The sequence below is a fragment of the Kitasatospora sp. NPDC032757 genome (assembly GCF_055579305.1).
Window position 1 is genome coordinate 100,222 of record NZ_JBVINN010000030.1, and the last position, 11,419, is coordinate 111,640.

The following is an 11,419-nucleotide window of genomic DNA, read 5'->3' on the forward strand; positions in this document are numbered from 1 at the left end:
GCGCGGGTCGGGCGGCGCCGTTACTCCTCTCGGTGTGCGGTGCGGCCCCTGCTGAGAGGCCGGTCGGCCCGGTGCGGCGGGCCGGTGAAACGGGGGCAAGCCGGCCGGGGCCGCGGGGCCCCGACCGGCTTGGCGGGTCAGCTCTGCTCGTCCTCCTCCACCCAGCCCATGGTGCGCTCGACGGCCTTGAGCCACTTCTTGTACTCACGCTCCCGGGTGGCCTCGTCCATGCGCGGGGTCCACTCGGCGGCGCGGTGCCAGTTGGCCCGCAGGGTGTCCAGATCGCTCCAGAACCCGACGGCCAGGCCGGCCGCATAGGCGGCGCCCAGCGCGGTGGTCTCGGCCACGTACGGGCGCTCGACCGGTGCGTCGAGTACGTCGGCGATGTTCTGCATGAGCAGGTTGTTGCTGGTCATGCCGCCGTCGACCTTCAGGGCGGTCAGCTTGACCTTGGAGTCCTTCTCCATGGCGTCGACGACCTCGCGGGTCTGCCAGGCGGTGGCCTCCAGCACGGCCCGGGCCAGGTGGCCCTTGGTGACGTACCGGGTGAGGCCGGCGATCACACCGCGGGCGTCGGAGCGCCAGTACGGGGCGAACAGGCCGGAGAAGGCCGGGACGAAGTAGGCGCCGCCGTTGTCCTCGACGGTGTTGGCGAGGGTCTCGATCTCGGCGGCGGTGGAGATGATGCCGAGCTGGTCACGCAGCCACTGGACCAGCGAGCCGGTGACGGCGATCGACCCCTCCAGGGCGTAGACCGGCTTCTGGTCGCCGATCCGGTAGCCGACGGTGGTCAGCAGGCCGTGGTAGGAGTTGACGATGTCCTCGCCGGTGTTCAGCAGCAGGAAGGTGCCGGTGCCGTACGTGGACTTGGCCTCGCCCTTGTCGAAGCAGGTCTGGCCGAACAGCGCGGCCTGCTGGTCGCCCAGCGCGGAGGCGACGGGCACGCCCTCGAGGTCGCCGACGGCGTGGCCGTAGACCTCGGCGGAGGAGCGGATCTCCGGCAGGACGGCCAGCGGCACGCCCATGGACTCGGCGATCTTCTCGTCCCAGGCCAGGGTCTGCAGGTTCATCAGCATGGTGCGGCTGGCGTTGGTGACGTCGGTGACGTGCTTGCCGCCGTTGGCACCGCCGGTGAGGTTCCAGATCACCCAGGTGTCCATGGTGCCGAACAGGATGTCGCCGGCCTCGGCACGCGCACGCAGGCCCTCGACGTTGTCCAGCAGCCAGCGGATCTTCGGGCCGGCGAAGTAGCTGGCCAGCGGGAGGCCGGTCTCGCGGCGGAAGCGGTCCTGGCCGACGTTGCGGCCCAGCTCGCGGCAGAGCGCCTCGGTGCGGGTGTCCTGCCAGACCAGCGCGTTGTGCACCGGCTCGCCGGTGTGCCTGTCCCACAGGACGGTGGTCTCGCGCTGGTTGGTGATGCCGATCGCGCGGATGTCGTCCCTGGTCAGGCCGGCCTTCTCCAGCGCGCCGCGGACGACCGACTGGACGCGGGTCCAGATCTCGGCGGCGTCGTGCTCGACGTAGCCGGGCTGGGGGAAGATCTGCCGGTGCTCCTGCTGGTCGACGGCGACGATCCGTCCGTCCGCACCGAAGATGATGCAGCGGCTGGAGGTCGTGCCCTGGTCGATCGCGGAGATGTAGTTGCCCGTGCCAGTGGAGGTCATGAGGGTCCTCGGCTCAAGAATGGGGGTTCGGGTGGGTGGGTCTGACTGTCCGGTCAGTCCCCGTGCTCGGGTGGCGCGAAGCCTGGCCGCGGATATTCGGCCGTGGCTTTAGAAGATGGCGTTGTACAGGCCACCGGCCAGCAGACCGCCGACGACCGGGCCGGCCACCGGGATCCAGGCGTAGGACCAGTCCGAGGTGCCCTTGTTGGGGATCGGCAGCAGCGCGTGCACGATGCGCGGGCCGAGGTCACGGACCGGGTTGATGGCGTAGCCGGTCGGGCCGCCGAGCGAGAGGCCGATGCCGACGACGGTGAAGGCGACGATCAGGATGCCGAGGCCCGAGTCGGCGAGGCTGGTGTTGACGCCCTGGGTGAGGATGCCGAAGCAGAGCACGAAGGTGCCGATGATCTCGGTGAGCAGGTTCTGGACGGGGTTCCGGATCTCGGGACCGGTCGCGAAGATGCCCAGGGTCGGCTCCTTGTTCTCCTGGAACTGGCCGAGGTAGGTGGCCCAGACGAGAACGGCGCCGATCATCGCGCCGAGCAGCTGCGAGCCGAGGTAGACGGGGACGTCGCTCCATTCGCCGGACTTGACGGCGAGGGCCAGGGTCACGGCCGGGTTGAGGTGCGCGCCGGACTTGGGGGCCGACATGTAGGCGGCGATCATCACGGCGAAGCCCCAGCCGAAGGTGATCGCCAGCCAGCCGGCGTTGATGGCCTTCGACTTCTTGAGAGTCACAGCGGCACAGACGCCGCCGCCGAGAAGTATCAGGGCGGCGGTGCCGAGGGTTTCGCCGACGAAGATGTCGCCGGTGGAGAACGCGGACACAAAGACTCCCTTGTCCATATGGCCCGGAGGTGCGGGGGTGGGGGCAGGTGGCCGAGCGATCACTGTGCGGGTGAGCGCTTTGTGGGAGAGGTTCGCTCGGCCATCGTTCGACAATGTCGACCGTCATGCGGAAGCTTCCTCCCCGGGCCGCCTTCACGTCAAGGCCGGGTTACGCAGCTGTGACCCTTCACTCCTGGTGACCGATCGGTTAGCACCACATACGGACAAAACGCTAAGGCGCGGACAGGCATCGCGCCTGTCCGCGCCTCAGCGTGAACGTCGGATCTCCGGCACCGACCCGCCGGACCGCCCCTGCGGCGGCGTCAGAACCGCCCGGCCCCCAGGTCCCGCGAGATCGCCCGGGCGGCGCTGCGCACGGAGGCGACCAGCGAGGGCTTGACGAAGCCGTCCTCGCAGACCCGTTCCACCGCGCCGCTGATGCAGACCGCGCCCACCGGGTTGCGCCGCCGGTCCTGGATCAGCGCGCCGATCGAGGCCACGCCGTCCCAGGTCTCCTCGACGGAGTCCGCCCAGCCGCGCTCGCGGATCAGCGCCGCCTCCGCGTCCACGTCGGCCGCCTCGGTCAGGGTCCGCGGGGTGTACCCCTCGAAGGGCCCGTCGCCCAGCTCGCCGCGGGCCACCGGGTCGTACGCGAGCAGCACCTTGCCCAGCGCGGTGGAGTGCAGCGGCTGCATCGAGCCGACCTCCAGCACTTGCCGGGTGTCGTCCGGCCGGAAGACGTGGTGCACGATCAGGACGCCCTGCTGGTGGAGCACCCCGAGATAGACGGTCTCGCCGGACGCCCTGGCCAGGTCGTCCGCCCAGACCAGGGCCCGGGCGCGCAGCTCGTGGACGTCCAGGTAGCTCTGGCCCAGCCGCAGCAGCTCCGCGCCCAGCTGGTACTTGCCGCTCTCCGGGTCCTGCTCCACGAACCCCTCCTGCTGGAGGGTCCGCAGGATGCCGTGCGCGGTGCCCTTGGCCAGGTCCAGCGCCGTCGCGACCTCGGACAGGCCCAGGCGGCGCTCACCGCCGGCCAGCAGGCGCATGATCGCGGCGGCCCGGGAGAGCGACTGGATCGGGCCGGGCATTCGGTACCTCCGGGCTGACAGGCGGTCGACAATGTCGACCGCAGTGGTAACGGGATGAGTCTGCCAGGCTGCCCCCCGTCCGTGCACCTTCCCCCTCGGTAATCTCAGCGCCGGCCGCGCGTCACCTCGGCGGCCAGTGCGGAGATCTCGGACGGGCCGACCCGGCAGCAGCCGCCCACCAGCCGGGCGCCGGCGGCCAGCCAGCCGCCCACCCGGTCGGCACGGAACGTCGGACCGCCGCGCCAGTCCCGGGCCCCGGCGTCCCAGGACTCACCACTGTTCGGGTAGACCACCACCGGCTTGCCGGTCACCCGCGCGGCCAGCGCCACCACCCGGTCCGCGTCCTGCGGTGTGCAGCAGTTCACCCCCACCGCCACCACCTCGTCGGCCTCCGCGGCCAGGGCGAACGCCTCCGCCAGTGGCTGCCCGGCCCTGGTCCGCCCGCCCGCCACGCTGTACGACAGCCAGGCCGGCACCCCCAGCCCGCGCACCGCGCGCAGCAGCGCCCGCGCCTCGTTCGCGTCCGGCACCGTCTCCAGTGCCAGCACGTCCGGGCCGGCCGCCGCCAGCACCTCCAGCCGCGGCTGGTGGAACGCCTCCAGCTCGGCCACCGTCAGCCCGTACCGCCCCCGGTACTCCGACCCGTCCGCCAGTACCGCCCCGTACGGGCCCACCGACGCCGCCACCCAGAGCGGCCGGCCCGCCCCCTCCCGCCGTGCCCCCTCCCGCCGTGCCGCCTCCCGCGCCAGCTCCACGCTGCGCGCCAGCAGCCCCGCCGCCTCCGCCCGGCCCAGCCCGCGCCGCGCGAAACCCTCGAAACTCGCCTGGTAGCTCGCGGTGATCGCGACCTCCGCCCCCGCCGCGAAGTACGCCCGGTGCGCGGCCACCACGGCCTCCGGAGCGTCCGCCAGCAGCCGCGCCGACCACAGCGCGTCCGACAGGTCGTGCCCGGCCGCCGCCAACTGGTTCGACATCCCGCCGTCCAGTACCAGCGGACCGGCGGCCACCGCCGCGGCGAAGTCCGGCGGGGGAGTGGCGGGCATGACGGCCTCCAAGACCTGTCCTCGGGCAAAGCTCCTGGCCACAGCCTAGAAGACGGCCCGAGCGGGCCTCCCGGAAATCCATTTGCCGCAGAGTCAACGGCTCGCTACGTTGTGCTCATCCCGAGAACGACGACGCCGTACCGGGCGCCACACCGGAAAGGAGCCGGCCATGGCCGTGGAGCAGCCCCCCGTCACCGCCGGCATGGACGAGCGCGCGTGGCTCGCCGCCTACGACCCACGGGCCTACACCCCGGTGGCCGTCACCGTCGACGTCGTCGCACTGACGCTGCGCCACGGCAGCCTCCACGTCCTGCTGGTCGAGCGCGCGGGCCCGCCCTACCAGGGCTCCTGGGCGCTGCCCGGCGGCTTCCTGCGGGCCGGCGAGGAGGGCCTCGACGAGGCCGCCGCCCGCGAGCTCGCCGAGGAGACCGGCCTGCACGGCAGCTCCGACGCCGAAGCCGCCCTCAGCCGCATCCACCTCGAACAGCTCGGTACCTACGGCGCGCCCGACCGGGACCCACGCATGCACGTCGTCTCGGTCGCCTACCTGGCCTTCGCCCCCGACCTGCCGGATCCTCAGGCCGGCTCGGACGCGGCGACGGCCGCCTGGCACCCCGTCACCGCCCTCGACCTCCGGCCGCCCACCGGCCGGTCACCAGCCGCCGACGGGCCCGTCGACACCCACGGGGGTGGCGTCGACGGGCCCGCCGGCCCCTCCGCCGAGGCCGGGCAGCCCCGCACCGCGCAGCCCCACACCGAGGAGCCCGAAAACGGCCGGCCCGCCCCCATCGCGCTGGCCTTCGACCACGCCCGCATCCTCGCCGACGGCCTCGACCGGGCCCGCGCCAAGATCGAGTACAGCCCGCTGGCCACCGCCTTCCTCCGGCACGACTTCACCATCCCCGAGCTGCGCGCCGTCTACGAGGCCGTCTGGGACGAGAAGCTCCACCCCGGCAACTTCCACCGCAAGGTCCTCTCCGTCCCCGGTTTCGTCGAGAGCACCGGCACCACCACCGAGCGCGGCGGCGCCCGCGGCGGCCCCCGCGCCCGCAACTACTGCGCCGGCGACGCCCAACTCCTCCACCCGGCCCTCCTCCGCCCCACCCGCGAGGACGAGATCCGCTGACCGGCGCCACCGGCCCCGTTCCCTGCGCCCTCCGACAGGCCCCAGTACCGGCCCGCCGGCGCACACCGCCCGGGACGATCCGACCAAGATCGGCGGAGCGCTGCCGCCGGCCACCCGGCGGCACTACCATCCGGCCATGACCACTCAAGAGGTGAGCAGGACGAGCAACCGGCCCAACTCCCACTGCCACTGGTGCGGCACGCCCTACCCGCCCGGCACAGAGGCCTGGCCCCGTACCTGCCTGGGCTGCTCCGAGATCAGCTACCGCAACCCGCTGCCCGTCGTCGTCACCGTCCTCCCGGTCACCCAGGAGAGCGCCGAGCCCAGCCTCGTCGTCATCCGCCGCACCATCGAGCCCGGCTACGGCGAACTCGCCCTGCCCGGCGGCTACATCGACTACGGCGAGAGCTGGCAGCAGGCCTGCGTCCGTGAACTCCGCGAGGAGACCGGCATCCTGGCCGACGCCTCCGACGTCACCCTGGTCGCCACCGACTCCGACACCCACGGCGGCTTCCTCTGCCTCTTCGGCCTGCTCCCCGCCCGCCCGCTGGCCGAACTCCCGCCGTCCAAGCCCACCGACGAGACCGACGGCTGGCAGCTCGCCACCCCGGAGACCCCACTCGTCTTCGCCTTCCACACCCGGGTCTCCCGAGCCTGGTTCAACGGCGAGTTCCCGCCGCGCTGACCGGCCACCGGCACCGGGCTGACCAGGCCCGCACCCCCGGGGCAGACCCTGGCGCACCGGGCGATCACATGGCAGGGTCTGCACCGACAGCCCCAACCGGACGGGCCCTGCCACAAGCACCCCCGTCCCATCCACCGGCCGGGAGACCACCACCGTGAGCACCCCACCCCAGGACCAGCCGCTCTGGCGCCCCACCCCCGCTCGCGCCGCCGCCACCACGCTCGTGGCCTTCCAGGCCTGGGCCGCCGAACACCACGGCGCCCCGGCCGCACCGCTCGCCCCCGCCGACGACGACCAGCAGGCCGCCCGGCGCTACGCCGACCTGCACGCCTGGTCCACCGAAGACCTCGACCGCTTCTGGACCGCCGTCACCCAGTGGTTCGACGTCCGCTTCACCCAGGCCCCCGACGCCGTCCTCGCCGACCCGGCCATGCCCGGCGCCCGCTGGTTCCCCGGCGCCCGCCTCAACTACGCCGAGCACGCCCTGCGCGCCGCCGAGGACCGGGCCAACGCCGACAAGCCGGCCATCCTCCACCTCGACGAGACCACCGACCACCCGGTCGCGCTCTCCTGGGGCGAGCTGCGCCGCCAGGTCGGCTCCCTCGCCGCCGCCCTGCGCGCCCGCGGCATCGGCCCCGGCGACCGCGTCAGCGCCTACCTGCCCAACATCCCGCAGGCCGCCGTCGCCCTCCTCGCCACCGCCGCCGTCGGCGCCGTCTGGACCAGCTGCGCCCCCGACTTCGGTGCCCGAAGCGTCCTCGACCGCCTCCAGCAGATCGAACCCGCCGTCCTCTTCGCCGTCGACGGCTACCACTACGGCGGCAAGGACCACGACCGCACCGAGGTCGTCGCCGAACTCCGCCGAGAGCTCCCCACCCTGCACACCGTCGTCCACGTCCCCCTGCTCGGCGGCCCCGCCCCCGAGGGCGCCCTGCACTGGGACGACCTGGTGGCCGACGAGGTCGAGCCGGTCTTCGAACCCCTCCCCTTCGAGCACCCGCTCTGGGTCCTCTACTCATCCGGCACCACCGGCCTGCCCAAGGCCATCGTCCAGAGCCAGGGCGGCATCCTGCTGGAACACCTCAAGCAGGCAGGCCTCCACCTCGACCTCGGCCCCGACGACCGCTTCCTCTGGTACACCTCCACCGGCTGGATGATGTGGAACTTCCTCCTCGCCGGCCTCCTCACCGGGTCCACGATCGTCACCTACGACGGCAGCCCCGGCCACCCCGACACCGGCGCCCTCTGGTCGGTCGCCGCCCGCACCGGTGCCACCGTCCTCGGCACCTCCGCGGCCTACGTCATCGCCAGCCGCAAGGCCGACCTCCACCCCGGCCGCGACCTCGACCTCTCCGCCGTCCGCTGCATCGGCACCACGGGCTCCCCGCTCCCGCCCGACGGCTTCCGCTGGATCTACGACGAGGTGAAGGACGACGTCTGGCTCGCCTCCGTCAGCGGCGGCACCGACGTCTGCTCCTGCTTCGTCGGCGGCGTCCCCACCCTCCCCGTCCACCTCGGCGAGATCCAGGCCCCCTGCCTCGGCGCCGCCGTCGAGTCCTGGGACGTCCAGGGCCGCCCGCTCACCGACGCCGTCGGCGAACTCGTCGTCACCAAGCCGATCCCGTCCATGCCCACCGGCTTCTGGAACGACCCCGACGGCGCCCGGTACCACGACAGCTACTTCGACATGTACCCCGGAGTGTGGCGCCACGGCGACTGGATCACCGTCACCTCGCGCGGCACCGTCGTCATCCACGGCCGGTCCGACTCCACCCTCAACCGCCAGGGCGTCCGGATGGGCTCCTCCGACATCTACGAGGTCGTCGAACGCCTCCCCGAGATCGCCGAATCCCTGGTCATCGGCCTGGAGGAGCCCGACGGCGGCTACTGGATGCCGCTCTTCGTAGTCCTCGCCCCCGGCGCCACCCTCGACGACGACCTGACCGGCCGCATCCGCACCTCGCTGCGCACCGAACTCTCCCCGCGCCACGTCCCCGACGAGGTCATCGCCGTCCGCGGCCTTCCGCACACCCTCACCGGCAAGCGCATCGAGGTCCCGGTGAAGCGCCTGCTCTCCGGCACCCCGCTGGAGCAGGCCGTCAACCCCGGATCCGTCGACAACCTCGACCACCTGCGGTTCTTCGAGCAGCTCCGCCGCGACCGCCAGGCCTGATCCGGGCACGACGAAGGGGCGCCCCGGACGGCGGGGGCGCCCCTTCGACATCTCCGGCTGCCGCCGCTCGTGCGGCGGGCGACTCGTGCTGCTACTCGCCGGACAGCACCTGCTGCGCCGCGGCCCGTGCCCTCTCGGCACTGTCCGCGGCCCGCGCCGCCTCGGCCGCCCGGCGGCACTGCGCCAGCGTGTACTTGGCCAGCGCGGTCCGCACGTACGGGATCGACGCCGCGCCCATGGAGAGGCTGGTGACACCGAGACCGGTCAGGACGACGGCCAGCAGCGGGTCGGAGGCGGCCTCGCCGCAGACACCGCAGCTCTTGCCGGTGATCTGCGCGGCCTCGGCCGAGAACGCGACCAGGTCCAGCAGCGCGGGCTGCCAAGGGTCCTGCAGCCGGGCCAGCGCACCCACCTGGCGGTCGGCGGCGAAGGTGTACTGGGCGAGGTCGTTGGTCCCCAGCGAGAGGAACTCCACCTCCTGGAGGATCGACCGCGCCCGCAGCGCCGCCGACGGAATCTCCACCATCGCACCGTACTTGGCGCTCAGCCCGGCCTCACGACAAGCGTCCGCGAAGTCCTTGGCGTCCTTGCGGTCGGCCACCATTGGGGCCATCACCTCGAGGTGCACCGGCAGGCCCTCGGCGGCCTTGGCCAGCGCGCGCAGCTGGGTCTGCATGACGTCGGGGTGCTCCAGCAGCGTGCGCAGACCGCGCACACCGAGCGCCGGGTTCGGCTCGTCCGCCGGGGTCAGGAAGTCCAGCGGCTTGTCCGCGCCCGCGTCCAGGGCCCGGACGACGACCCGGCCCTCCGGGAACGCCTCCAGCACCTTGCGGTACGCCTCGACCTGCTTCTCCTCACTGGGCGCCTTCGCCGAGTCGTCCAGGAAGAGGAACTCGGTCCGGAACAGCCCGACGCCCTCGGCCCCGGCCTCCAGCGCGGCCGGCAGGTCGGCCGGGCCGCCCACGTTGGCCAGCAGCGGCACCCGGTGCCCGTCCGAGGTCTGCCCCGGACCGGAGGACGCGGCAAGCGCGGCCTTGCGCTCGGCGGCGATCCGGCGCAGCTCGTCCTGCTTCTCCAGCGACGGCTCCACCAGCACGTCGCCCGAGCTGCCGTCCACCGCGACGACGGTGCCCTCGGGGACATCGGTCGCCCCCGGCAGCGCCACCACGGCCGGCACGCCCATGGCCCGGGCCAGGATGGCGCTGTGGCTGGTCGGCCCGCCCTCCTCGGTCACGAAGCCGAGCACCAGCGTCGGGTCCAGCAGCGCCGTGTCGGCCGGCGCCAGGTCCCGGGCGAACAGCACGTAGGGCTCGTCGCTGTCCGGCACACCCGGCATCGGCACGCCCAGCAGCCGCGCCACGATGCGGTTGCGGACGTCGTCCAGGTCGGCGACGCGGCCGGCCAGGTAGTCCCCGGCCGACGCCAGCAGCGCACGGTAGGCGGCGAAGGCGTCGTAGACGCCGCGCTCGGCGCTGCTGCCGACGGCGATCCGGCGCGCGACGTCGGCCATCAGCTCCGGGTCCTGCGCCATCAGCGCCTGAGCCTCCAGCACGGCCTGGGCCTCGCCGCCGGCCAGGTTGCCGCGAGCGGTGAGGTCCGCGGCCACCGCCTCGACGGCCGCCTGGGCGCGGGCCTGCTCACGGGGAGCGTCCTCGGTCGGGATCTGGGTGGCCGGCGGCTCCAGCACCGCCGTCCCCATGTGCCGCACCTGGCCGATCGCGACCCCGTGGCTCACACCCACGCCGCGCAGGGTCTTCTCCATAGTCACTGTCTCCACTGAGAGAAGCGGCCCCGCCGGGTACCGCTGTGTGCCGGGCCGCCCCGTCGAGTGCGGCGGGGCGGGTGTGTCGGAAGGAAAGAGGTCAGCTCCAGCTGAACAGGGCGTCGCCCAGGGCGACCTCCCCGTCCTCGCGGAGTCCGCCGAGCGAGTCGGCCGCAGCCTCCAGTGCGACGATCGGCGAGATCGGAGACTTCCCGGCGGCTTCGACGGCGGCCGGGTCCCACTTGATGACGGCCTGGCCGCGGGTCACCGTGTCGCCCTTGTTGACGAGCAGCTCGAAGCCCTCGCCGTTCAGCTGGACGGTGTCGATCCCGAGGTGCGTCAGCACACCGTGCCCGTCCGCGTCCACCACGACGAACGCGTGCGGGTGCATGGAGACGACGACACCGTCCACCGGGGCCACGGCCTCGGTCGGCCGGCGAACCGGGTCGATCGCGGTGCCGGGGCCGACCATGGCGCCCGAGAAGACCGGATCGGGCACGCCGGCGAGCCCGACGACACGGCCGGTCAGCGGCGACGTCACAGTGGTCATGGTTGAGCCTCCCAAGTGCGCAGTACAGCGAGCGGCCGCGAGCTGCGGCAGGACATCGGCTGAAGCCTAAATTATGTCAACTTCGGACATATGCTGACATTCCCGGGCGAAGAACCACGCCCCGACCACCCAACTCGGCCGACATCTCAGCGACCGACAGTGGTCTAGTCCTCTTCACCGATGCGCCGCACTCTACAGGCATCTTGGCGAATCAGGACCATTGCTGTATATGCTCGCGAGAGCAACAAATCATGCCTCCGACCGGGTGATGCCGGGCGCGGCCCGGTTCGCGATCCAGCGCGGGACCCGCTATGGTTGGTCGAGTCGCCGCAAGTCGACGGTTAACAGCAGATTTCAGATGCGAAAAGCGCCGGAAAACGGAGCGGAAATCATCTGGTAAGCTGGAAACACGAAAGAACGAAGCGCCCGGAGGGCCCGCTGGAAGGCGGTCCGAAGGAAGTGTCCGTTCCTTGAGAACTCAACAGCGTGCCAAAAGTCAA

General features: G+C 72.5%; 9 protein-coding genes. 3 read left to right on the top strand and 6 right to left on the bottom strand.

What is annotated here, in order from left to right:
- Nucleotides 1-137: 137 nt before the first annotated feature.
- The 4 genes from glpK to mmuM all read right to left on the bottom strand — a co-directional run bounded on the left by glpK (nucleotide 138) and on the right by mmuM (nucleotide 4,623).
- The gene (gene glpK / locus ACZ5WK_RS27970; protein ID WP_465551251.1) at nucleotides 138-1,664 is read right to left on the bottom strand and encodes a glycerol kinase GlpK; all 1,527 of its coding nucleotides are present in this window, start codon (nucleotides 1,662-1,664) and stop codon (nucleotides 138-140) included.
- 108 nt (nucleotides 1,665-1,772) lie between these two features.
- The gene (locus ACZ5WK_RS27975; protein WP_465551253.1) at nucleotides 1,773-2,492 is read right to left on the bottom strand and encodes an MIP/aquaporin family protein; all 720 of its coding nucleotides are present in this window, start codon (nucleotides 2,490-2,492) and stop codon (nucleotides 1,773-1,775) included.
- Nucleotides 2,493-2,815: 323 nt separating this feature from the next.
- Complete coding sequence (locus ACZ5WK_RS27980; RefSeq protein WP_396324888.1) at nucleotides 2,816-3,580, bottom strand: IclR family transcriptional regulator; 765 nt, start codon at nucleotides 3,578-3,580, stop codon at nucleotides 2,816-2,818.
- Nucleotides 3,581-3,684: 104 nt separating this feature from the next.
- Nucleotides 3,685-4,623 carry a homocysteine S-methyltransferase gene (gene mmuM, locus ACZ5WK_RS27985; protein WP_465551255.1) on the bottom strand — a complete coding sequence of 313 codons (939 nt, stop codon included), beginning with the start codon at nucleotides 4,621-4,623 and terminating at the stop codon, nucleotides 3,685-3,687.
- A gap of 169 nt (nucleotides 4,624-4,792) precedes the next feature.
- On the opposite strand from mmuM, the gene ACZ5WK_RS27990 reads away from it, so the two are divergent.
- The 3 genes from ACZ5WK_RS27990 (at nucleotide 4,793) to ACZ5WK_RS28000 (ending at nucleotide 8,607) form a co-directional block, all read left to right on the top strand.
- Nucleotides 4,793-5,749 carry an NUDIX hydrolase gene (locus tag ACZ5WK_RS27990; RefSeq protein ID WP_465551257.1) on the top strand — a complete coding sequence of 319 codons (957 nt, stop codon included), beginning with the start codon at nucleotides 4,793-4,795 and terminating at the stop codon, nucleotides 5,747-5,749.
- A gap of 136 nt (nucleotides 5,750-5,885) precedes the next feature.
- Nucleotides 5,886-6,434, top strand: coding sequence for an NUDIX domain-containing protein (locus ACZ5WK_RS27995; RefSeq protein WP_465551259.1), 549 nt, complete (start codon nucleotides 5,886-5,888; stop codon nucleotides 6,432-6,434).
- Nucleotides 6,435-6,588: 154 nt separating this feature from the next.
- Nucleotides 6,589-8,607: an acetoacetate--CoA ligase gene (locus ACZ5WK_RS28000; protein WP_465551261.1), complete on the top strand. Its 2,019-nt coding sequence runs from the start codon at nucleotides 6,589-6,591 to the stop codon at nucleotides 8,605-8,607.
- A 91-nt stretch (nucleotides 8,608-8,698) separates the two neighbouring features.
- Here ACZ5WK_RS28000 and ptsP read toward each other — a convergent pair whose 3' ends face one another.
- A complete protein-coding gene (gene ptsP, locus ACZ5WK_RS28005) occupies nucleotides 8,699-10,369 on the bottom strand; it encodes a phosphoenolpyruvate--protein phosphotransferase (protein ID WP_465551264.1) in 1,671 nt (556 codons plus the stop codon).
- 100 nt (nucleotides 10,370-10,469) lie between these two features.
- Entirely contained in the window at nucleotides 10,470-10,919 is a 450-nt protein-coding gene (locus ACZ5WK_RS28010) for a PTS sugar transporter subunit IIA (RefSeq protein WP_465551266.1), read from the bottom strand.
- Between the last annotated feature and the right edge of the window lie 500 nt (nucleotides 10,920-11,419).

What these genes read in the sequence shown, in the direction of transcription:
- glpK (WP_465551251.1), bottom strand. Translation starts at nt 1,664, where the DNA reads ATGACCTCCACTGGCACGGGCAACTACATCTCCGCGATCGACCAGGGC.
- ACZ5WK_RS27980 (WP_396324888.1), bottom strand. Translation starts at nt 3,580, where the DNA reads ATGCCCGGCCCGATCCAGTCGCTCTCCCGGGCCGCCGCGATCATGCGC.
- mmuM (WP_465551255.1), bottom strand. Translation starts at nt 4,623, where the DNA reads ATGCCCGCCACTCCCCCGCCGGACTTCGCCGCGGCGGTGGCCGCCGGT.
- ACZ5WK_RS27990 (WP_465551257.1), top strand. Translation starts at nt 4,793, where the DNA reads ATGGCCGTGGAGCAGCCCCCCGTCACCGCCGGCATGGACGAGCGCGCG.
- ACZ5WK_RS27995 (WP_465551259.1), top strand. Translation starts at nt 5,886, where the DNA reads ATGACCACTCAAGAGGTGAGCAGGACGAGCAACCGGCCCAACTCCCAC.
- ptsP (WP_465551264.1), bottom strand. Translation starts at nt 10,369, where the DNA reads ATGGAGAAGACCCTGCGCGGCGTGGGTGTGAGCCACGGGGTCGCGATC.
- ACZ5WK_RS28010 (WP_465551266.1), bottom strand. Translation starts at nt 10,919, where the DNA reads ATGACCACTGTGACGTCGCCGCTGACCGGCCGTGTCGTCGGGCTCGCC.